This window comes from Nonomuraea sp. CA-143628 (genome assembly GCF_050942315.1).
Lineage (GTDB): Bacteria > Actinomycetota > Actinomycetes > Streptosporangiales > Streptosporangiaceae > Nonomuraea.
In genome coordinates this window covers 385,175-405,775 of the sequence record NZ_CP192072.1, presented here as the reverse complement: position 1 = coordinate 405,775, position 20,601 = coordinate 385,175, and the positions used below count along the sequence as shown (strand labels likewise).

Genomic DNA, 20,601 nt, shown 5'->3' with positions numbered 1-20,601 from the left:
CCGACGCTCATCGGGCGGCCGCCAGGTAGAGGCGGGCGAAGGCGAGGGCCTCGGCCAGATCGTCGATCCGCTCCGTACGGCTCGCCGCCTTGCGGGTGTTGATCTCCAGCACGACCAGGCCGCCATAGCCGGACTTGGCCAGCCGTTCCAGCATGGGCGCGCACGGCTGGTTGCCCCTGCCTGGCACGAGGTGCTCGTCCTTGTTCGTCACGCCGAGGCCGTCGGCCAGGTGCAGATGCGCGAGACGGTCGCCGAGCTTGGTGGCCATCTCCATGGCGTCGGTGCCCGAGACGGCCGTGTGCGACAGGTCGAGCGTGACGTGCGGGAAGTCGTAGTCGGTCGGGTTCCAGTCGGGCGAGTAGGGGACCACGTCGTTGCCCCTGGCCTTGAGCGGGAACATGTTCTCCACCGCGAACGTGACCCCGGTCTCCTCACGCATGCGGGCCAGCCCGGCCTCGAAGTCGCGCGCGTATTCGCGCTGCCAGCGGAACGGCGGATGCACCACGACCGTCGAGGCGCCCAATCGTTCGGCCGCCTTCTGGGCCTTGACCAGCTTGGCCCAGGGATCGCGGCCCCAGACGCGCTGCGTGACGAGCAGGCAGGGGGCGTGGATGGCCAGCACGGGGAGTTCGTAATGCTCCGAGAGTCGCTCGATCACGTCGATGTCCTGGCTCACGGGATCGGCGCCGACCATGATCTCGACCCCGTCGTAACCCAGGCGCGCGGCCAGCTCGAACGCGTCGGGGGTGCGTTCTGGATATACCGAAGCGGTGGACAATGCGATCTTCGCACTGGGCACTCGGATGACGTCAGCCACGTTGCCAGCCTAAGCCGGTGACGCCGATCTGGCGCGCGAGCCCTACGGTTGGACCATGCCACGGATCGCCAAAGGCGCCATCCCCAGCCCCAACATCTGGAACTCCCCCCAGGTCTACGAGCTGGAGAATCGCGCCGTCGACCCTGACGGCGCCGCCAACGCGGCGATGCGCGCCCTGCGCTCCTGGGACGGCGCCACGGTGCTCGACATAGGCTGCGGCACCGGCTACCACCTACCGGCCTTCGCGGCCGAGGCGGCGAAGGTGATCGGCGTCGAGCCCCACGGCGACCTGGTCGCGCTCGCCCGCCGCCGCTGCGCCGCGCTCCCCTCCGTCGAGATCCACGCCGCCACCGCGCAGGCCCTGCCGCTGCCGGACGCGTCCGTGGACGTCGCGGTGGCGCGGTGGGCCTACTTCTTCGGCCCCGGCTGCGAGCCCGGCTTACGGGAGCTCTCCAGGGTCGTACGGCGGGGCGGCACGGCCTTCGTCATCGACCTGGACGCCACCCGCGGGGCCTTCGGCAGGTGGTTCCAGCGCACGGTGCCCACCTACTCCGCCAGGACGGTGGAGTCCTTCTGGGACCGCCACGGATGGCGGCGGCAGCCACTCGACCTACGGATGGCCTTCTCCCGCCGGGCGGACCTGGAGGCGGTGCTCCGCATCGAGTTCACCCCCGAGGTGGCCGCCCAGGCGATCGCGGAGACACCCGGCCTCGAACTGCCCTACCCGAACGTGCTGCGCTGGTGCTCGTACTGATCGGTGCGGCCCGATCGGTCCGGCGTCCACGAGTCACGTCCACGGACGCCCGCCGGCTCTCCGTCCCCTCCACAGGGCCCTTGCGGACGGCCTTCTTCCGCTCCCCCGGAGGGGGTATCCCTCCAAAGGACACCAACCACCACGGACCGTCACAGAAGCCAAAGCGATCCTGTGACGAACCCACCGAAGGTCACCGCACCCAGACCGCTTGACATTGACGTCAGTGTCAACGTTTACCGTGGAGGCATGCGCATCGGAGAGCTGGCCGAACGGACCGGGGTGAGCACCCGATCACTCCGTTACTACGAGGAGCACGGTCTGCTCACCGCCAGACGCGGATCCAACGGCTACCGCGACTACGCGGAGGAGGACATCAAGCTGGTGTCCGAGATCCGGGCGCTGCTGTCCGTGGGATTCACGCTGGAGGACACGCGGCCCTTCGTCGACTGCCTGCGCTCCGGCCACAGCACGGGCGGCTCCTGCAGCGAGTCGGTCGCCGTCTACCAGCGCAAGCTGGCCCAGATCGACGACGAGATCCGCGTCCTGCTCGCCCGCCGCGCCGAGGTCGCCGCCCAGTTGGGCGCGGCGTGCCCTGGTTGCGTTCTTAGAGGAGAGAAATGATCGAGCTGACCACCGCGAACTTCGAGGAGAAGGTGCTCAAGAGCGACCAGCCGGTGCTCGTCGACTTCTGGGCCGAATGGTGCGGACCATGCCGCATGGTCGCCCCCGTACTCGCGGAGATCGAGGCCGAGCACGGTCTGACCATCGGCAAGCTCAACAGCGACGAGAACCCTGAGATCTCGGCCCGCTACGGCGTCATGGGGCTGCCCACGATGCTCCTGTTCGAGAACGGGCAGCCGGTCAAGCAGGTCGTCGGGGCCAAGCCGAAGCGCATGATCGAGGCCGAACTGGGCCTGGCCTAACCGGCCGTACCTGGTGAAGGACCGGCCGTACCTTGTGAACGTCCACCCGTACCTCGTGAAGTTTGTCGGCGCGGCCCGCTAGCCTGCTCCGCATGGTCAAGTCTGCGCAGAAGCCCGGATACCGCTGCGCCGAGTGCGGGTGGCGCACCACGAAGTGGGTGGGCCGGTGCGGCGAGTGCCAGGCGTGGGGCACGGTCGACGAAGAAGGCGCGCGTGCCGGGGTGCACGTCGTCCAGGCCGGCGCGACGACCGCGCCGGCGATACCGATCGGCCAGGTCAAGGCCGAGATGGCGGCCGCGCGCACGACCGGGGTGAGCGAGCTCGACCGGGTGCTCGGCGGCGGGCTGGTGCCCGGGGCGGTGGTGCTGCTGGCCGGCGAGCCCGGCATCGGCAAGTCGACGCTGCTGCTCGAGGCGGCCGCCCGCATCGCCGAGCGCGACACCGTGCTGTATGTCACGGGTGAGGAGTCGGCGGCCCAGGTCCGCTTGCGGGCCGACCGCATCGGCGCCATCCGCGACCACCTCTATCTCGCGGCGGAGACCGAGCTGTCGGCGCTGGTCGCGCACGTCGACAAGGTCCAGCCCAAGCTGCTCGTCGTCGACTCGGTGCAGACGGTCGGCTCCGCGCAGGCCACCGGCGTGCCGGGCGGGGTGACGCAGGTGCGGGAGGTGGCCGCCAATCTCGTACGGCTGGCCAAGGAGCGCAACATGGCCACCGTGCTCGTCGGCCACGTCACCAAGGAAGGCTCGATCGCCGGTCCGCGCACCCTTGAGCACCTGGTCGACGTCGTGCTCAACTTCGAGGGCGACCGCCACTCCCGGCTGCGGATGGTCCGCGCGATCAAGAACCGGTTCGGCCCCACCGAGGAGGTCGGCTGCTTCGACCTGCACGAGCGCGGCATCGAGGGCATCACCGACCCGAGCGGGCTATTCGTCTCGCGGCGCAGCCAGCCGGTGCCGGGCACCTGTGTGACCGTCACGGTCGAGGGCACCCGGCCGCTGCCCGCCGAGGTGCAGGCCCTGGTCGCCCGCACCGAGGCGCAGCAGCCCAGACGCAGTTCCTCGGGGCTCGACACCTATCGGGTGCAGATGATCCTGGCCGTGCTCGAACGCCGGCTCAACGCCAAGCTGGGCGGCTGCGACGTGTTCACCGCGACCGTCGGCGGCATCAAGCTGGCCGACCCGGCCATCGACCTGTCGGTGATGCTGGCGGTGGCCAGCGCGGCCGGCGACAAGCCGCTGCCGGCCGGTCTGGTGGCCATGGGTGAGGTGGGACTGTCCGGCGAGTTGCGCCCGGTGAAGGACGTCCGGCGGCGGCTGAGCGAGGCCGCCAGGCTGGGGTTCAAGCGCGGGCTGGTGCCCGCCGGCTCCCTCGATCAGGGCACCGGCCGGCGCAACGGGCAACGGGATGGGCAGCGGTCGCTGGTGCCCGTCGGGCCGGTGGCGTTCGCGGCCGGCTTCGAGGTGGTCGAGGTGGAGAACGTCTGGGACGCACTCACGCACGTCACATAGCGCGGCTAAGCTTGGCTTGACTATTCGACACGGGGGTCAGGTGCCAAACGACAGGAGTCTCGACGACCGCCGTCGCGAAGCCCTGGCCTCCGTGGCCCCGGGCACACCACTGCGCGACGGCTTGGAGCGGATCCTGCGCGGCCAGACCGGCGGCCTGATCGTGCTCGGCTACAACAAAGTGGTCGAAGAGGTGTCCAGCGGCGGATTCGAGCTCGACGTCGAGTTCTCCGCCACGCGGCTGCGCGAGCTGGCCAAGATGGACGGCGCGATCGTGGTGGGCAACGGCCAGCGGATCGTCCGCGCCGCCGTGCACCTGGTGCCCGACCCCGGCATCCCGACCGACGAGTCTGGCACTCGCCACCGCACCGCGCAGCGGGTCGCCCGCCAGACCGGCCTGCCGATCATCGCGATCAGCAAGTCGATGCGGATCATCGCCCTCTACCTCGACGGCATCCGCTACGTGCTGGAGGAGTCGGCGGCCATCCTGTCGAAGGCCAACCAGGCCCTCGCCACGCTCGAACGCTACAAGCACCGCCTCGACGAGGTCTCCGGCACGCTGTCGGCTCTGGAGATCGAAGACCTGGTGACGGTCCGTGACGTGGCCGCCGTCGCCCAGCGCCTGGAGATGGTCAGGCGCATCTCCGACGAGATCAAGGGCTACGTGGTCGAGCTCGGCACCGACGGCCGACTCCTGTCACTGCAGCTCGACGAGCTGGTGGCAGGCGTCGACTCGGAGCGCGAGCTGGTCGTCCGCGACTACCTCCCGGCCCCCGCCGGCCGCCGGCACCGGCGCCTCGCGGAGGCCATGCACGACCTCGACCAGCTCTCGGGTGAGGAGCTGCTCGACCTCTCGACGGTCGCCCACGTGCTGGGGCACAGCGGCGACGAGACGCTCGACAGCCCGGTCAGCCCGCGCGGGTTCCGCCTCCTGGCCAAGGTGCCCCGCCTGCCCGCCACCGTGGTCGATCGGCTGGTCAACCACTTCGGCGGGCTGCAGAAGCTGCTGGCGGCCAGCATCGACGACCTCCAGGCGGTGGGCGGCGTCGGCGAGTCCCGGGCGCGCAGCGTCCGCGAAGGCCTCTCCCGCCTCGCGGAATCCTCCATCCTGGAGCGCTACGTCTGACCCGCCCGCAGCGCGACATCTGACGCGTCCAGAACGCAACGCCCGTACTTCCCACAACACGCCCGCAGCACAACGTCCATACGTCCCACAAGCCCGCAGCACAACGTCCGTACGTCTGACGCCTGGAGCGGTCGCCGTGCGGCCGTGCTCGGTGGGACGTTCCTCAGCGGAGGTGGAAGACGCCCATCTGGCTTTTGAGCTTGCCCATGCGCACCACGGCCACGTAGGTCCCCGGCAGGGCGGCCGGCGGGTCCGTACGGCAGTCGCTGCTGGAGCGGCGCCGATTCCAGTCGAGCGAGCGCACCCACGGAACCCCGCGCTGCAGCTGCTTGATCTCGCTCGCCTCACCACTCACGCAGTCGGAGGTCGACCAGATCCGGTCCTCCCCGGAGGTGATGCGCACCTCCATGGAGCGCGGACCCACGTCGGCCAAGCACATGACGGGGCCGGTGTTGACCAGGCTGATGAGGAAGTTGGGCTGGGCCCCCGCCGCGTAGACGTCCTGCTTGCCCTGCATGCTGAGCACCAGGTCGGCCTCGGTGCAGGGCTCGCCCGGCCGCTTGGGCCGGGTCATGGGCGTGAGCGTGACCTTGCTGGAGCTCGGTGTGGGCGACACCGACACCGACACCGTGGGGGTGGCCGTGCCCATGGTGAGAGTGCGCAGGCCGTCGAGCAGTGGATCCGTCGAAGGCGACGCGCTCGCGGAGGTCTGCGCGTTGGAGGAACGCTGCGGCCCACTCCCCCCGCTGGAACACGCCCAAGCGACAACCGCCACCACGACGAGAACCGCCACCAGCACGCTCATACGCCGTCGCCAGTAGACGTCTCCGCTGCCGTCACCCATCGTATCCGGATCCATACTCACAGCATGGTAATCCATTGGCCACGGAGGGTGACGACACGCCGCTGGTCACCATCTCGGCATACCCTAGGGCGCGTGGTTGAGCCGAACCTCCTACACGTCCCCGTTCTGGAGTGGTACGAGGACAACGCCCGAGACCTCCCGTGGCGTACCCCCGACGCGACACCCTGGGGTGTGCTCGTCAGCGAGATCATGCTGCAGCAGACCCCGGTCGTCCGCGTCCTGCCCATCTGGCACGAGTGGATGGACCGCTGGCCCACCCCGAAGGCCCTGGCGGCCGAGCTCCCCGGCGAGGCCGTACGCCACTGGGGCAGGCTCGGCTACCCGCGCCGGGCGTTGCGGCTGCACGCGTGCGCGAAGGCCATCACCGAGGAGCACGACGGCGAGGTGCCGTCAGATCACGCGACCCTGCTGGCACTGCCCGGCATCGGCGAGTACACCGCCGCCGCGGTCGCCAGCTTCGCGTACGGCGGGCGGCACGCGGTTCTCGACACCAACGTCCGGCGGGTGTTCGCGAGGGCGGTACGGGCCGAGGAGTACCCGCCGACGGCCACCTCCGCCGCCGAGCGCCGCCTGGCCGAGACCCTCCTGCCCGAACTCGGCGCCGCCCGCTGGGGCGTGGCCGTCATGGAGCTCGGCGCCCTGGTCTGTACGGCTCGCACGCCGCGCTGCGCCGACTGCCCGATCGCCCAGCTGTGCGCGTGGCGCCTGGCCGGCAAACCACCGCACGCCGGGCCCGCCCGCAAGGGTCAGACGTACGCGGGGACGGACCGGCAGTGCCGGGGGCGCCTGCTGGCCGTACTGCGAGCCGCCCACGGCCCGGTGCCCAAGGCGGCGCTCGACGTTGTGTGGGACGACCCGGTGCAACGGGAGCGCGCCCTGGACGGCCTGATCACGGACGGCCTCGCCGAACACCTCGACGACGGCACCTACCGCCTGCCCCACTCCTGACCGGCCCGTCCGGCCCCGCCGCCTCGGGGATCGGACCGCCGGACCACGAGACGGTGACGCGCCTCTGGCAACGGCTCCGTCAGCGCCACGAACCATGGCGCGTAGAGCCCGCTTGCGGCCCAGCGGTCCATGGGTCACATGGCGAGGCGCGTGGGGCCCGCGTGCGGCCCAGCCGTCCACAGGTCACATGCCGGGGCGCGTAGGGCCCGCATGCGGCCCAGCGGTCCACGGGTCACATACCGAAGGTGTGGGCAGCGAACCCAAGGCGGGACCATGCCGTCGGCGGGCACCCGGCCGGGGCTACGCGGCGAGTTGCAGGCCCAGGCCGGTCAGGCTGGTGCGGGCCCAGTCGAGCTGCTCGGCCAGCAGGGACACCAGCGCCCCCGGCCCCTTGGCGCGGCCCGGCACCGCCAGGTTGTGCGTCTCGACCTCGATGTGCGCGCTCCCGCTCACGGCCCCCGACAGCATCGCCGCCATCGTGTCGTACAGCACCGCGCCCGTGCTGGGCGTATCCCCTGTGTGGTTGTGCACGTGCCCCAGCTTGACCACCGGCGCGCCCGCGGCGGCCAGCCCTCGCAGTGCCGCGCCGGGCTCCTCGTCGCCGCAGGCCAGGTGGCATGCGTCGAGGCAGACGCCCAGGTGCTCGGAGTCGATCCCGCACACCCGCTCCAACGCCTGCTCCGTCGTCTCCAGCACGCAACCGGGCCAGGGCTCGAAGCCGACGCGGATGGTCTTGCCGGTGACGCTGTAGATGCCGCGCAACTCCCTGGCCAGCCGTTGGAGCCGTCGGGTGGCGATGGCGTGCAGGTCTGCGGGCCAGTCGTGGCGCCAGCCGATCGGGATGGTGGAGATGCTGCCGAAGCGTACGTCGTCGGGCAGCAGGAACGCGAGGATCTTGGCCAGCGCCATCGTGTAGCGGTAGCGCTCCGGCTTGGCCCAGTCGGGGCCGGGCACCTCCAGGTTGCGCCCGCCGGTGCCGTTGAGGCTCACCACTTCCAGGCCGCGCTCCTCCAGCGACCTGCGCAGTCGTACGAGCTCGATGCGGTCGGCCGTCAGGTGGTCGGCCACGCCGGGCGAGAGCCACAGCCCGACGCCCATGCGCTCGACCCCGAGCCGCTTGCGCACCGGCACCGCGTAGCGGGTCAGGTGGGCGATCAGGTTTTCCAGGTCTTCCGCCGGGTGTACGCCTGCGTTGTAGGCGAGGTGCACCAGCGTTCCGTCTTGGTGACGCAGACGCATTTAATCCTCCACGGCTTGCATGGTCGTTCCCGTCGCCCGCCTTGGGGATCATGCGGACCTGTCGAGCATGCCTGCTGCCGGGGGGCGCACGCGTCCGCCCTGAGTTGATTCCCGAGTACTCCCCAGGGAGCAGCCCTCACCCTGAAAACGCCGCCTTGGGGACGACTTGGGCGAGACTTGGCATTGCTCTACGCAGTGTAGTACTACTCCCGGTGGCGGTGTACCCAGGTTTCCAAAAATTCGGCAACGACGGAGAAAACGACGGAACCCCCGTGTGATCCCTCACACGGGGGTTCCTAGGTCGAACTCGGGCGCCGTCAGTTCTTGATCGGCGCCGCGATCGCCGCGGCCGAGTCGGGGACCTGGCTGGACGACGCGTCCTCACCGGTGAAGATGAACTTCGCGTTGTCGCCTTCGCCCTCGATCGTGACCTTGACGATCTGCCCCGGACGGAGCTCGCCGTACAGGATCTTCTCCGACAGCGAGTCCTCGAGCTCACGCTGGATGGTCCGGCGCAGCGGCCGGGCACCCATGACCGGGTCGTAACCACGGTCGGCCAGCAGCTGCTTGGCCTCGGGCGAGACATCGAGCCCCATGTCGCGGTCCTTCATCCGGGCGTCGACCTGAGCGAGCATCAGGTCCACGATCAGGATGATCTCCGCCGGCGTCAGCTGGTGGAAGACCACGATGTCGTCGACACGGTTGAGGAACTCGGGCCGGAAGTGCTGCTTGAGCTCCTCCTGGACCTTGGCCTTCATCCGCTCGTAGTTGGAGTCGGCGTCGTTGGACTTGGCGAACCCGACCCCGATGCCCTTGGAGATGTCGCGGGTGCCGAGGTTGGTGGTCATGATGATGACCGTGTTCTTGAAGTCGACCACCCGGCCCTGGGCGTCGGTCAGGCGACCGTCTTCCAGGATCTGCAGCAGCGAGTTGAAGATGTCGGGGTGGGCCTTCTCGATCTCGTCGAACAGGACCACGGAGAACGGCTTGCGCCGCACCTTCTCGGTGAGCTGGCCGCCCTCCTCGTAGCCGACGTAGCCGGGAGGCGAGCCGAACAGCCGGGAGACGGTGTGCTTCTCCATGAACTCAGACATGTCCAGGCTGATCAGAGCGTCTTCGTCACCGAAGAGGAACTCCGCCAGCGCCTTGGACAGCTCGGTCTTACCGACACCGGACGGGCCGGCGAAGATGAACGAGCCACCGGGACGGCGCGGGTCCTTCAGCCCGGCGCGGGTGCGCCGGATCGACCTGGACAGGCCCTTGATGGCGTCGTCCTGGCCGATGATCCGCTTGTGCAGCTCCTCCTCCATGCGGAGCAGGCGCTGCGACTCCTCCTCGGTCAGCTTGAAGACCGGGATGCCGGTGGCCGTCGCCAGGACCTCGGCGATGAGCTCCTCGGTGACCTCGGCCACGACGTCCATGTCGCCGGCCTTCCACTCCTTCTCGCGCCGCTCGCGCTTGAGCTGGAGCTGCTTCTCCTGGTCACGGAGCGCGGCCGCCTTCTCGAAGTCCTGCGCGTCGATCGCGGACTCCTTGTCCCTGCGGACGTTGGCGATCTTCTCGTCGTATTCGCGCAGGTCCGGCGGAGCGGTCATCCGGCGGATGCGCATCCGCGAACCCGCCTCGTCGATGAGGTCGATCGCCTTGTCGGGCAGGTAGCGGTCGCTGATGTAGCGATCGGCCAGCTGCGCGGCGGCCACCAGCGCGCCGTCGGTGATGGACACCCGGTGGTGCGCCTCGTAGCGGTCGCGCAGACCCTTGAGGATCTCGATCGTGTGGCTGAGCGAGGGCTCGGCCACCTGGATCGGCTGGAAGCGCCGCTCCAGAGCGGCGTCCTTCTCCAGGTATTTGCGGTATTCGTCGAGGGTCGTGGCACCGATGGTCTGCAGCTCGCCACGCGCCAGCATCGGCTTGAGGATGCTGGCGGCGTCGATCGCGCCCTCGGCCGCGCCCGCGCCGACGAGCGTGTGCAGCTCGTCGATGAACAGGATGATGTCGCCGCGCGTGCGGATCTCCTTGAGCACCTTCTTCAGGCGCTCTTCGAAGTCGCCGCGGTAGCGCGAACCCGCCACCAGAGCGCCGAGGTCAAGGGTGTAGAGCTGCTTGTCCTTCAGCGTCTCGGGCACCTCGCCCCTGACGATCTTCTGTGACAGGCCCTCGACGACGGCGGTCTTGCCGACGCCGGGCTCGCCGATCAGAACCGGGTTGTTCTTGGTCCTCCGGGAGAGGACCTGCATGACCCGCTCGATCTCCTTCTCACGGCCGATTACCGGATCCAGCTTGCCCTCGCGGGCGGCCTGGGTCAGGTTGCGGCCGAACTGGTCGAGCACCAGGGAGGTCGACGGGGCCGACTCCTGCGGGCCACCCGCGGCGGCCGGCTCCTTGCCCTGGTAACCGTGGAGCAACTGGATGACCTGCTGCCTGACACGGTTGAGATCGGCTCCAAGCTTGACCAGCACCTGGGCGGCCACACCCTCACCCTCACGGATGAGCCCGAGCAGGATGTGCTCGGTGCCGATGTAGTTGTGACCCAGCTGCAAAGCCTCACGGAGCGACAGCTCAAGAACCTTCTTGGCCCGCGGGGTGAACGGAATGTGCCCCGACGGAGCCGACTGGCCCTGGCCGATGATCTCCTCGACCTGCTGACGCACTCCTTCAAGGCTGATGCCCAGGCTCTCCAGAGCCTTGGCGGCTACGCCCTCACCTTCATGGATCAAACCAAGAAGAATGTGCTCAGTGCCGATGTAGTTGTGGTTGAGCATCCTGGCCTCTTCTTGGGCCAAGACGACAACCCGCCTTGCTCGGTCGGTGAACCTCTCGAACATCTCGTCGCTCCTCACAGAGCGGTCAGTCAGGCCGGTAAATCCGGTCCCGTCATCCCGCATGCTAGCCCTGGCTCGGCGAACCGTGCCCACTGCCACTGACACGCTCTATAGCAGAGACGTTCCCCGGGAGCAGGGCGTTCACCCTCTATCCAACTACCGATCGGGGGTTACGTGTTCCCGATACGCCGCAAGCGAACGATGTTTAGGACGCTCTCGTGAAGCGCCTGGAATTGGTCGCCACGACGTCGGCAGATCAACATGGATCGGCTTGCGGCCGGTGCCGGGGAGAGAGCCCGCCCGCGCATCGCCGATGCCTCATCCGTGAGCCATACCCGAACATCCTATGTAAGGAAGCGCGCCCGCCGCCAATCGATCGTGGTACGGCACTCGCGAGTCGCGGAATCCCGATCGCACCACGGCACCCGGCAGGCCGCGAAATCCCGATCCCGGGACGGCACGCGCGGGCCGCGAAATCGCCGGTCCGGTCAGCGAGGTTACCGATCCGGACGGTCACGGTTACCGATCCAGACCGTCGCCGCACCGGGGAGCCCACACGGGGGCTGGAACGCACCATGCCAGAAAACCGCCCGGAATCGACCGAGCGGGCAGCCCAAAATGATCACATATGGGCGATTAGAAGATCGCCGTCACGAACCGTCCAGCATTTGAGAGACAGCTATAAATGATCATGCGCTTATGGCGTTCGCCGGGGTTCTTAGGCGAGCGGCATAAGCGCATGGTCAGGAGATGGCTCTCTAGTGAGCTTGTTCGTACTTCTCCACCACGGTAGAGGCGATTCGGCCACGCTCGCTCACCGGCAGACCGTGAGCCTTGGCCCACTGCCGGATCTCCGAGCTCTTCTCGCGGCTCATCGCACGCTGCCCGCCGCGACCGCGCCGACGCGTGGTCACGGCACCGGACCGACGAGCGTGCTGTACGAAAGGCGTGAGCGCGTCCCTCAGCTTCTTGGCGTTAAGGTCGCTCAGGTCAATCTCATAGGAGGAGCCGTCAATAGCGAAGCTGACCGTCTCATTGGCCTCGCCCCCATCGAGGTCATCGATGAGAATCTCCTGGATCTGCTTGGCCATCTACGCAATCCTTTCGCGGAGCATTGTTTCATTCGCCAGGGCAAACATATACCCGGAAAGGCGCGGAGACAATTCAGCGCTAGAGAGATTCTGCTGAGCGGCGGCTCAGTTGCGGCTCAGTTGTGGTTCTCGGCCTGATCCTGGGGGTTTGGACGGCGTCCAGCGGCCTCGGATCGGACCAACTTCACTACGCCAAAGATGAAGGCGGCGCCCACCACCACCGGCGGGATCAGCGCTGACAATACGTCGGTAACGGCCTGCATTCGTCCTCGCCTCCACAGCGGACGGGGGTTTCGATGGGCGCTTTATCCACAAGCGGCCTGGGCATGAGCGCCCCTCATGCCTCACGAGGTGGACAACCGCCCGCACCTGACCATAGTGGTACATGGATGCCGTCCATGTGCCATGTGCGCCAACATCCGGCAACCCGGACGCCCCATAGCCTAATGCCAGTCTCTCCAGGCTCCTTACCGGATCAAGCGAAAATTTTGCGGAAAGACTTCTGTCCAGGCCCACAAGGCTCAGCGGAGATCTTTGATCACCCGCGTTCCGGCGAGCCGGTCGTGCGGCCCACGCTGCAGCGGCTTGTCGATCAAGATGAGGATCCCGACGCCGAAGACGAAGATTCCGGCCAGCACATTGAGCACCGGAATGCCCATGACCATCGCCGCTCCCGGATAGACCAGGGCTCGTTTCAGCAGTGCACCGCGCCGAAGGCCGCTCGGTTCGAGGCGAATCCTCATGATCGCCTTGCCGAACGTACGGCCGCTCATGGAATGCGCGGCCCAGTCATAGACCGTATATCCCAGCCCACCGAGCAGCCAGGCGAACACGCCGGGCAACCGGCCGTCGAACACCTCCAGCAACCCGACAGTTCGGAAGCCGCCCCACAGCGCGACGAACAGAATGTAATAGAAGACACCGAAGACGAGGGCTTCAATGAGCCGGGCGGCCAGGCGTTCCCACCATTCCGCGGGGACGGCGTCACTCCACGGCGGCAACCCGGTCATAACCCACCTCGCCCCTTCGGCGAACCGACCGCTACCCATTTTGCCGCCGCCCGCACATACAAAACAGAGGCCAGCCACGGGCCGGCCTCTGTTTCGCGTCCGCGAAGACTACTTGATCTTCACTACCACCGTGTTGCTGAACTTGTCGGCGAACGTCTGCTGCAGCGGCTTGTCCCAGAGCTGGGAGGCGCCGTTCAGGGCGACGACGATCCCGCCGAGCAGCGACCCGACCCACGGGATGATGCCGAGGATGTATCCACCCCAGGTGATGCCGGCCCGCTTGAGCGCCACGTCGTTCGACAGGCCGCCCGGAGGCAGCATGGTGCCCGTCGGCACGATCTTGATCCCCATGACCATCTTGCCGACCGTCTGGCCGCTCATCTTGGTCATGAAGAACTCGTAGGCGACGTACACCGCCGTCATCACGATGGCGATGACGGCAGCGTAGGCGGTCGCCCCCAGCAGGCCGCTTGAGACGCCGGTCACGGAGTTGTAGCTGGAGAGCAGGATGGCCCCGAAGACGAGACCGATCACCCAGTTCGCGATGCCGAAGATGACACCGTCGATGATCCTCGCCACGAGCCGCTGCCACCACTCGGCGAGCGGGGCCGGGGCGCCGGGCGGTTGGACCCCGTGCGGCTGCTGCTGCCCGTAGCCGGGCTGCTGGCCGTACTGGGGCTGGCCGTAGGCGGGCTGGCCGTACTGCTGCTGCTGACCGTAGTCAGGCTGGCCGTACTGCTGCTGGCCGTAGCCGGGTTGTGACGGCTGCTGCTGGCCATAGCCCGGCTGGGACGGCTGCTGCTGCCCATAACCGGGCTGCTGGCCGTACTGGGGCTGCTGACCATAGCCGGGCTGCTGGCCCGACGGGGGCTGCTGGCCGTACTGCTGCTGCCCGTAGCCGGGTTGCGACGGCTGCTGCTGCCCGTAGCCCGGCTGGGACGGCTGCTGCTGCCCGTAACTGGGTTGCTGGCCGTATCCAGGCTGAGACTGCGGTTGCTGGCCGTAACCGGGTTGCGATTGCGGCTGCTGACCGTAGTTGGGCTGGCCGTAGTCGGGTTGCTGACCCGAAGCCTGCTGCTGACCGTATCCGGGTTGCCCACCGTAACTGGGCTGCTGGCCGTATTCCGGTTGCTGGCCGTAGCCGGGCTGCTGCCCGTACTGGGGCTGTTGCCCGTACTGCGGTTGCTGCGGCTGCTGGCCGTAGCCCGGCTGCTGCTGCTGACCGTACTGCGGCTGCTGGCCGTAGCCCGGCTGCTGTTGCCCGTAGTTGGGTTGCTGACCGTAGGCGTCGTCCGCCCGGTAGCCAACGACCGTCGCATCCGGGTCGGGCTCGCCATAGGGACGGCCCGCGTTGTGATGTCCGTATTCAGATCCGCCAGGCGCAGAGTTCTCGCCGGATTCGTCCTGTGGATACGGCGGCTGTCCGGTGCTCACCGTGTCACCTCGCTTCGAGTGCGCATGTGGCACGTGTCAGGACACATGCCTGTGCTGCCCAACGTATCGACATAGGTATCAACAATCACCTTTCCCATTAGTCAAGGTCCGCGTCACCCGATGTCAGGTGGAGAAGCATGCGGGTGTTCCCCAGGGTGTTGGGCTTGACGTGTTCGAGGTCGAGGAACTCGGCGACACCCTCGTCGTACGAGGCCAGCAGCTCCGCATAGACCTCGGGTGAGACCGGAGTGCCCTGTACGGGACGGAATCCATGCCTCGCGAAAAAATCCACCTCAAAAGTCAGACAGAAAACCCGGCGCAGGCCGAGTTCCCGGGCCGTTTTGATCAAGGAAGAGACGATCCGGTGCCCGATTCCGAAGCCTCGGAACTCCGGATCGACGGCCACCGTGCGAATCTCCGCGAGATCCTCCCAAAGCACGTGCAGCGCGCCGCAACCGACCACTTGGCCGCCGCGCTCGGCGATCCAGAACTCCTGCACGTCCTCGTACAGAGTGACGGTGGCCTTCTCCAGAAGCCGGGGCCCGGCGCCCGCGTAGGTGTCGACCAGGAGACGGATCGTCCTGACATCCGGCGTGCGGGCACGCCGGACGACGACTTCCGTGTCCGGGACTGTCACTTCGGCGACCTGCTCCATGGGTCTCCAGCGTACAGATCCGATTACGGCCTCCCCCTAACTCTGACGTCTCTCCCATCTCATGACATCTCGTGGTTGATCGAGCACGATGAGGGATCCCCTTGGCCGACAGGCTTCCATGTCTTGGCGAACTTGGTGCAAAAAGGACATAAAGTTTGTTCAGCACCGGCAGGCACGAGACCACCTCGTGACCCTTCGGTTGCGAAACCTCTACAGACTTGGCAGTTCTGGTTGAGCACGAACCCGGAGTGCACTAGTGTCCAGCGACGATGTCACTCACGCGAGCCAGCGTGGAGACGCGCCCAATCCCCGTAAGGGGAGCCGGGGACCCGCCGGTGGCGACCTCATCCCGACGCCACCACCCATGGGGTGAATCCGAGCGAGTCGTTCGGTAGGGCTGCTCCGGCCCGAACCCGTCAGCTAACCCGGTAGGCGCCGATGAGAGGAGCTGGTTGGTGAAGCAGACCCGCGATCGCGAGGGGAAGCCGGCAGGCGCTCACGCCCGCCCTCCGGAGCTCCGGAAGATCCCCACCCGACTGGGTGTCATCGCGGCGACCATCGCCACCCTCCTCTTCGCCATACCCGTCGGCTCCGCCGTCGCCGATCCCAAGCCCTCGCTGAAGGACCTGTCCAAGCAGGCCGAGGAGCTCCACACCGAGATCGAGACGCTCAGCGAGCAGTTCAACGGCCAGCGAGAGAAGCTCAAGACCGCCAAGAAGACGGCTGAGGCGGCCCAGAAGACGCTGTCCACCAGCGAGGCCGATCTGGCCGCCAAGCACGCCAAGGCCGCGCTGCTGGCCCAGAGCGCCTACATCAACGGCGGCTTCGGCCAGCCACTCAACTTCGCCACCTCCGACGACCCCGAGAACTTCCTCGACCGGGCGGCCACCACCTACGCGCTGGAGCAGCAGCAGGGCTTCGAGGTCAACCAGGTGACCACGGCCAGGCAGGCCGCCGAGGAGGCCAGAGCCAGCGCCAAGACGCGCATCGACGAGGTCCAGAAGATCGTCGAGGACCTCGGCACCAAGCGCGACAAGATCACCAGTCTCGTCACCAAGGTCGAGAGCAGCCTCTTCAAGCGGGCGATCGGCGAGGCGGGCCGTCCCGGCACCCGGGCCACGCGGGTCGACCTGCCGGTCATCGGCGCCGGCAAGGCGGCCACGGCCGCCAGGTGGGCGCTCACGCAGCAGCTCAAGCCGTACGTCTGGGGCGCCGAGGGGCCGACCTCGTACGACTGCTCCGGCCTCGTGATGGCGGCCTACCAGCGGGTGGGCATCTCACTGCCGCACTACACCGGCGACCAGTGGACGGCCGGACGGCACATCTCCAAGGAGGAGCTGCGCGCCGGCGACCTGGTCTTCTTCTATGGCGACCTGCACCACGTCGGCATCTACATCGGCGGCGGCATGATGGTCCACGCGCCGCAGACCGGCGACGTCGTACGCATCGCGTCCATCGCCCGCCGTCCGTTCGCGGGCGCCGTACGCATCGCCGACTGACCTCCGGACACCACGACAAGCACTCTGACGGCTGGAGCCCGGGCGGCTGGGCCGATAGAGCGGTCAGATGAGCTGACGGCGGGCGGCCCAGGCAACGGCCTCGATCGCGGTGGCGACGCCGATGCGATCGCAGATACCCCGAAGTCTCCGGCGTACCGTGCGCCCGCTGATATCCAGTCGTCTGCCAACCCGATCAACCGTGACCCCCTTGGCAAGCTCCGCCAGCAACGCCAGATCCGCGTGGCTAAGCTCGACGCCCTCAGTGAGCACATACATCGGGAGCCCTCCCCCCAACAGCAGAACTCGAGACGTCTATGTCCGAGCAGGGCTGCTGCTCGTCCTCGCAGACGGTAAACGCATTCTGGAAAGGTCGTCAAGCCAGCGAATACCGCTCTCTGACCATCGCCATTGACATGATCGGCAGTATGTGAAGTACTCGCCATATGTCGGCACACTTCGGGGCTCGATGAGGGATCACAGCCGCCCTTACAGCCCTCTCCCCAGGGGCACTGTGGACCCGCTGGGCTTAGATCCACAAAACGCGAATATTATTCGCCTTCAATATGCGAGATATCGGAAATGTGGCTGCTTGGGGCACTCCTTCGTACCCCCGCGCGGCCGGGTCGGCAGTGCGTGCCAAAGACCATGAACGGTTCATGCGCCATAGGGGGCGCCGCTCATCGCGGCCCGGCGCAGGCGGTCGGGAGATGGCCGGCTCACCGCGTCGGCCCGCGTCAAAAAACTGGCGAAGGTCGTCGCTCGCGTAAAGAAACTGGCGGAAATCGCCGCCCGCGTTCTCCTACTCGCCGCAGGAGATTGGACCGCTGTCAACCTCACCGCCGACAGCGCCCGCGAACCGGCGAGCCGGACGGGTACGGCCCGTCGTGGGAGCCGGGCCGACAGAACCGATGCGGCCCGGCGTGGCAGCCGGGCCGACACCCTTCGGTGGCAGGTGGGTCAGTTGGTCGGCTTGACCAGCGGGAACAAGATCGTTTCCCGGATGCTCTTGCCGGTGAAGGCCATGATCATCCGGTCGATCCCGGCCCCCATGCCACCCGTGGGCGGCATGGCGTACTCCAGCGCCTGCAGGAAGTCCTCGTCGAGCTGCATGGCCTCAGGGTCGCCTCCGGCGGCCAGCAGCGACTGCTCCACCAGGCGCCGGCGCTGCTCGACCGGGTCGACGAGCTCGGAGTAGGCGGTGCCCAGCTCCGTGCCGAACCCGATGAGGTCCCACTTCTCGGTCAGCAGCGGGTTGTCGCGGTGCTGACGGGTCAGCGGGGAGGTCTCCAGCGGGTAGTCCATGACGAACGTCGGCTGGATGAGCGTGTGCTCGACGAGGGCCTCGAAGATCTCCTGGACGAGCTTGCCCTGGCCCCACTTCGGGTCCCAGTGGATCTCGCGCCCGTCGGCGAGTTTCCGGACCTGCTCCAGCGGGGTCTCGGTGGTGATCTCCTCGCCGAGCGCCTCGGACACCGCCCCGTACAGGGTGATGCGCGGCCACTCCGGGATGCCCAGATCCACCTCGACGCCGTCGTGAACGACCACAGAGGTGCCCAGGGCGGCCACGACGGCCTTCTGGTACATCCGCTGGGTAAGGTCGGCCATGTCGTTGTAGTCGAGGTAGGTGCCGTACGCCTCGATCATGGTGAACTCGGGGTTGTGCGTGGAGTCCGCGCCCTCGTTGCGGAAGTTGCGGTTGATCTCGAAGACCTTCTCGATGCCGCCGACCACGAGCCGCTTCAGGTAGAGCTCGATCGCGATGCGAAGGTAGAGCTCCATGTTGTACGCGTTGATGTGGGTCTTGAACGGCCGGGCCGCCGCGCCACCGTGGATCGGCTGCAGCATGGGCGTCTCGACCTCGAGGTAGCCCTCCTCGTGCCAGAAGTCGCGCACCGCGCGCACCGTGGCGCTGCGGATGCGGGCCATCTCCCGGGCCTCGTCGTTGACGATGAGGTCGACGTAGCGCTGGCGTACGCGGGCCTCGGGGTCGGTGAGGCCGACGTGCTTCTCCGGCAGCGGGCGCAGGCACTTGGCGGTGATCTGCCAGCGGTCGGCCAGGATCGACAGCTCGCCGCGGCGGGAGGTGATGACCTCACCCTCCACACCCACGTGGTCGCCCAGGTCGACGTCGCGCTTCCAGGCCGCCAGCGACTCTTCGCCGACCTTGTCGAGCGAGATCATCACCTGCAGGTCGCCGCTGCCGTCGCGGAGCGTGGCGAAGCAGAGCTTGCCGCCCACGCGGTTGAGCATGACGCGGCCCGCGACGCCGACCTTGTCACCGGTCGCGGTGTCCGGATCGAGGGCCTGGTATTTCTCCCTGACCTCCGCGTTGGTCGCCGTGCGGGGAAAGGTCACCGGGTAAGGATCGACGCCCTCACTGCGAAGGCGGTCGAGCTTCTCCCTCCGGATGCGCATCTGCTCGGGAAGTTCGTCGCTCACAGCATCAAAGCGTAGGGGATATGGCGAACTGCAAGGACTCGTCACCTCTCTGCAGGGTGGCTGCAAGAACTCTCCCGTACAAATGCCACATCGAGCTCAGGGGGGAACCGGCAAGGCGCCGGCCCAGGGGGAGCTCAAGGAGAGATCATGATGAAGAAGCTCGCGACCGGCCTCGCCGCCGTCGCCGCCACGAGCGCGCTGGCCCTTGCGCTGCCGTCGGCCGCCAGCGCCAGCACCGCGGACTCCGACTCCTGGGGTCCGGTTTACTCGCAGCACTACCAGGCCAAGGCCTCCGGCTGGGTCAGTGTGGATTGGGCCGACGACGACCACGAGTCGAACACGATCACTGTCAGGGGCAAGCTCTGGGACCTGGACAACCGCAGCTACGACGAGGGCGGCAAGTGCGCGTACGTGAAGTTCCAGGCCAGCGACTTCGACGACAACTGGTCGACGGTCTACACCAAGAAGTACTGCGGCTACCCGGCCTTCAAGCGCTTCTCCTTCGACAGCGACGACGTCTCCAGCCTCCGCGTGAAGGTCTGCCAGATCGACCTGCACGGCTCCTACCCGCGCAACTGCGGCAGCTGGAGCTCCATCTACACCGGCGACTCCGAGACCGAGTAACCGGCCAGGTAGAGACGGTCCACGAACGCAAGCGGCCCCCTCACCCGAGCGGGGGGCCGCTTGTTCATGCCGTGTTCCGGTTGTAGATCAGCCGCAGGCCGATCAGGGTCAGCCACGGCTCGTGCACGTCGATCGAGCGCGACTCACCCACCACCAGCGCCGCGTGCCCGCCGGTGGCCACCACCGTCACCTCGTCGGGGTCGTCGGCCAGCTCGGCCGTCATCCGCTCGACGATGCCGTCGACCTGGCCCGCGAAGCCGTAGATGATGCCGGCCTGGAGCGCCTCGACGGTGTTCTTGGCGATGACCGAGCGCGGCCTGACCAGCTCCACCTTGTGCAGCTGGGCGCCCGCCGCCGCCAGGGCGTCGACGGAGATCTCGATGCCGGGCGCGGTGACCGCGCCGATGTACTCGCCCTTGGCCGACACCGCGTCGAACGAGGTCGCGGTGCCGAAGTCGACGATGACGCAGGGGCCGCCGTACTGGTCGATGGCCGCCAGCGCGTTGACGATGCGGTCGCTGCCGACCTCCTTGGGGTTGTCCATGCGGACGGGCACGCCGGTGCGTATGCCCGGCTCCACGATCACCGCGGTCACATCGCCGTAGTAGCGGCGGCACATCTCGCGCATCTCGTTGAGCACGCTCGGCACAGTCGAGCAGATCGCGATGCCGCTGACATCGGCTCCCTTGAGCAATGGGGACTGGGCGAGCAGCCCTTGGAGCACGACCGCGATCTCGTCGGCGGTGCGGCGGGCGTCCGTGGCCAGCCGCCAGTGCTCGATGACTTCCTCGCCCTCGAACAGGCCGAGCACCGTGTGCGTGTTGCCGACGTCGATCGTTAGCAGCAT

At 67.7% G+C, this 20,601-nt stretch carries 19 protein-coding genes and 1 riboswitch; of the genes, 8 read left to right on the top strand and 11 right to left on the bottom strand.

Annotated features, from left to right (window positions below; translation table 11 throughout):
• Window positions 1–7 precede the first annotated feature (7 nt).
• The gene (locus ACQP2T_RS01960) at window positions 8–817 is read right to left on the bottom strand and encodes a sugar phosphate isomerase/epimerase family protein (RefSeq protein WP_357938832.1); all 810 of its coding nucleotides are present in this window, start codon (window positions 815–817) and stop codon (window positions 8–10) included.
• 55 nt (window positions 818–872) lie between these two features.
• On the opposite strand from ACQP2T_RS01960, the gene ACQP2T_RS01955 reads away from it, so the two are divergent.
• From ACQP2T_RS01955 to disA, 5 genes are all read left to right on the top strand, one after another.
• Window positions 873–1,571, top strand: coding sequence for a class I SAM-dependent methyltransferase (locus ACQP2T_RS01955; RefSeq protein ID WP_433514474.1), 699 nt, complete (start codon window positions 873–875; stop codon window positions 1,569–1,571).
• Between the two features lie 246 nt (window positions 1,572–1,817).
• Window positions 1,818–2,192: a MerR family transcriptional regulator gene (locus ACQP2T_RS01950; RefSeq protein WP_357938828.1), complete on the top strand. Its 375-nt coding sequence runs from the start codon at window positions 1,818–1,820 to the stop codon at window positions 2,190–2,192.
• Window positions 2,189–2,494 carry a thioredoxin gene (gene trxA / locus ACQP2T_RS01945; protein ID WP_358431185.1) on the top strand — a complete coding sequence of 102 codons (306 nt, stop codon included), beginning with the start codon at window positions 2,189–2,191 and terminating at the stop codon, window positions 2,492–2,494. The genes ACQP2T_RS01950 and trxA overlap by 4 nt, the downstream gene beginning before the upstream one ends.
• Before the next feature lie 92 nt (window positions 2,495–2,586).
• Window positions 2,587–4,005, top strand: a complete 1,419-nt coding sequence (gene radA / locus ACQP2T_RS01940) for a DNA repair protein RadA (protein ID WP_433514473.1) — start codon at window positions 2,587–2,589, stop codon at window positions 4,003–4,005.
• Window positions 4,006–4,045: 40 nt separating this feature from the next.
• Entirely contained in the window at window positions 4,046–5,128 is a 1,083-nt protein-coding gene (gene disA / locus ACQP2T_RS01935; RefSeq protein ID WP_357938822.1) for a DNA integrity scanning diadenylate cyclase DisA, read from the top strand.
• 163 nt (window positions 5,129–5,291) lie between these two features.
• On the opposite strand, the gene ACQP2T_RS01930 is transcribed toward disA, so the two are convergent.
• The gene (locus tag ACQP2T_RS01930; protein ID WP_433514472.1) at window positions 5,292–5,987 is read right to left on the bottom strand and encodes a hypothetical protein; all 696 of its coding nucleotides are present in this window, start codon (window positions 5,985–5,987) and stop codon (window positions 5,292–5,294) included.
• A 78-nt stretch (window positions 5,988–6,065) separates the two neighbouring features.
• On the opposite strand from ACQP2T_RS01930, the gene ACQP2T_RS01925 reads away from it, so the two are divergent.
• A complete protein-coding gene (locus ACQP2T_RS01925; RefSeq protein ID WP_357938818.1) occupies window positions 6,066–6,941 on the top strand; it encodes an A/G-specific adenine glycosylase in 876 nt (291 codons plus the stop codon).
• Window positions 6,942–7,241: 300 nt separating this feature from the next.
• On the opposite strand, the gene ACQP2T_RS01920 is transcribed toward ACQP2T_RS01925, so the two are convergent.
• The 6 genes from ACQP2T_RS01920 to ACQP2T_RS01895 all read right to left on the bottom strand — a co-directional run bounded on the left by ACQP2T_RS01920 (window position 7,242) and on the right by ACQP2T_RS01895 (window position 15,192).
• The gene (locus ACQP2T_RS01920; protein WP_433514471.1) at window positions 7,242–8,180 is read right to left on the bottom strand and encodes a sugar phosphate isomerase/epimerase family protein; all 939 of its coding nucleotides are present in this window, start codon (window positions 8,178–8,180) and stop codon (window positions 7,242–7,244) included.
• Between the two features lie 317 nt (window positions 8,181–8,497).
• On the bottom strand, window positions 8,498–11,005 hold the full coding sequence (locus ACQP2T_RS01915) for an ATP-dependent Clp protease ATP-binding subunit (protein ID WP_357938814.1): 2,508 nt from the start codon (window positions 11,003–11,005) through the stop codon (window positions 8,498–8,500).
• Window positions 11,006–11,760: 755 nt separating this feature from the next.
• The gene (locus ACQP2T_RS01910) at window positions 11,761–12,093 is read right to left on the bottom strand and encodes a histone-like nucleoid-structuring protein Lsr2 (protein WP_357653944.1); all 333 of its coding nucleotides are present in this window, start codon (window positions 12,091–12,093) and stop codon (window positions 11,761–11,763) included.
• 521 nt (window positions 12,094–12,614) lie between these two features.
• The gene (locus ACQP2T_RS01905; protein WP_433514470.1) at window positions 12,615–13,103 is read right to left on the bottom strand and encodes an RDD family protein; all 489 of its coding nucleotides are present in this window, start codon (window positions 13,101–13,103) and stop codon (window positions 12,615–12,617) included.
• Window positions 13,104–13,211: 108 nt separating this feature from the next.
• Window positions 13,212–14,537: an RDD family protein gene (locus ACQP2T_RS01900; protein WP_433514469.1), complete on the bottom strand. Its 1,326-nt coding sequence runs from the start codon at window positions 14,535–14,537 to the stop codon at window positions 13,212–13,214.
• A 97-nt stretch (window positions 14,538–14,634) separates the two neighbouring features.
• Entirely contained in the window at window positions 14,635–15,192 is a 558-nt protein-coding gene (locus tag ACQP2T_RS01895; RefSeq protein ID WP_357653942.1) for an amino-acid N-acetyltransferase, read from the bottom strand.
• A gap of 289 nt (window positions 15,193–15,481) precedes the next feature.
• A riboswitch (cyclic di-AMP (ydaO/yuaA leader) is annotated at window positions 15,482–15,642 on the top strand.
• A gap of 5 nt (window positions 15,643–15,647) precedes the next feature.
• On the opposite strand from ACQP2T_RS01895, the gene ACQP2T_RS01890 reads away from it, so the two are divergent.
• Window positions 15,648–16,691 carry a C40 family peptidase gene (locus ACQP2T_RS01890; RefSeq protein ID WP_433514468.1) on the top strand — a complete coding sequence of 348 codons (1,044 nt, stop codon included), beginning with the start codon at window positions 15,648–15,650 and terminating at the stop codon, window positions 16,689–16,691.
• 63 nt (window positions 16,692–16,754) lie between these two features.
• On the opposite strand, the gene ACQP2T_RS01885 is transcribed toward ACQP2T_RS01890, so the two are convergent.
• Both ACQP2T_RS01885 and lysX read right to left on the bottom strand, forming a co-directional pair.
• Window positions 16,755–16,967, bottom strand: coding sequence for a LuxR C-terminal-related transcriptional regulator (locus tag ACQP2T_RS01885; protein ID WP_214641953.1), 213 nt, complete (start codon window positions 16,965–16,967; stop codon window positions 16,755–16,757).
• A gap of 681 nt (window positions 16,968–17,648) precedes the next feature.
• Entirely contained in the window at window positions 17,649–19,106 is a 1,458-nt protein-coding gene (lysX, locus tag ACQP2T_RS01880) for a bifunctional lysylphosphatidylglycerol synthetase/lysine--tRNA ligase LysX (RefSeq protein ID WP_433519696.1), read from the bottom strand.
• A gap of 171 nt (window positions 19,107–19,277) precedes the next feature.
• Between lysX and ACQP2T_RS01875 the strand changes: the two genes are divergently transcribed.
• On the top strand, window positions 19,278–19,754 hold the full coding sequence (locus ACQP2T_RS01875) for a hypothetical protein (RefSeq protein ID WP_433514467.1): 477 nt from the start codon (window positions 19,278–19,280) through the stop codon (window positions 19,752–19,754).
• Window positions 19,755–19,818: 64 nt separating this feature from the next.
• Here the strand turns inward: ACQP2T_RS01875 and ACQP2T_RS01870 are convergent, their stop codons facing one another.
• Complete coding sequence (locus ACQP2T_RS01870; RefSeq protein WP_225293290.1) at window positions 19,819–20,601, bottom strand: type III pantothenate kinase; 783 nt, start codon at window positions 20,599–20,601, stop codon at window positions 19,819–19,821.

What these genes read in the sequence shown, in the direction of transcription:
- ACQP2T_RS01910 (WP_357653944.1), bottom strand. Translation starts at nt 12,093, where the DNA reads ATGGCCAAGCAGATCCAGGAGATTCTCATCGATGACCTCGATGGGGGC.
- ACQP2T_RS01915 (WP_357938814.1), bottom strand. Translation starts at nt 11,005, where the DNA reads ATGTTCGAGAGGTTCACCGACCGAGCAAGGCGGGTTGTCGTCTTGGCC.
- ACQP2T_RS01905 (WP_433514470.1), bottom strand. Translation starts at nt 13,103, where the DNA reads ATGACCGGGTTGCCGCCGTGGAGTGACGCCGTCCCCGCGGAATGGTGG.
- ACQP2T_RS01895 (WP_357653942.1), bottom strand. Translation starts at nt 15,192, where the DNA reads ATGGAGCAGGTCGCCGAAGTGACAGTCCCGGACACGGAAGTCGTCGTC.
- ACQP2T_RS01920 (WP_433514471.1), bottom strand. Translation starts at nt 8,180, where the DNA reads ATGCGTCTGCGTCACCAAGACGGAACGCTGGTGCACCTCGCCTACAAC.
- ACQP2T_RS01955 (WP_433514474.1), top strand. Translation starts at nt 873, where the DNA reads ATGCCACGGATCGCCAAAGGCGCCATCCCCAGCCCCAACATCTGGAAC.
- ACQP2T_RS01885 (WP_214641953.1), bottom strand. Translation starts at nt 16,967, where the DNA reads ATGTATGTGCTCACTGAGGGCGTCGAGCTTAGCCACGCGGATCTGGCG.
- lysX (WP_433519696.1), bottom strand. Translation starts at nt 19,106, where the DNA reads ATGCGCATCCGGAGGGAGAAGCTCGACCGCCTTCGCAGTGAGGGCGTC.
- ACQP2T_RS01870 (WP_225293290.1), bottom strand. Translation starts at nt 20,601, where the DNA reads ATGCTGCTAACGATCGACGTCGGCAACACGCACACGGTGCTCGGCCTG.
- radA (WP_433514473.1), top strand. Translation starts at nt 2,587, where the DNA reads ATGGTCAAGTCTGCGCAGAAGCCCGGATACCGCTGCGCCGAGTGCGGG.
- ACQP2T_RS01930 (WP_433514472.1), bottom strand. Translation starts at nt 5,987, where the DNA reads ATGGATCCGGATACGATGGGTGACGGCAGCGGAGACGTCTACTGGCGA.
- trxA (WP_358431185.1), top strand. Translation starts at nt 2,189, where the DNA reads ATGATCGAGCTGACCACCGCGAACTTCGAGGAGAAGGTGCTCAAGAGC.
- ACQP2T_RS01875 (WP_433514467.1), top strand. Translation starts at nt 19,278, where the DNA reads ATGATGAAGAAGCTCGCGACCGGCCTCGCCGCCGTCGCCGCCACGAGC.
- ACQP2T_RS01950 (WP_357938828.1), top strand. Translation starts at nt 1,818, where the DNA reads ATGCGCATCGGAGAGCTGGCCGAACGGACCGGGGTGAGCACCCGATCA.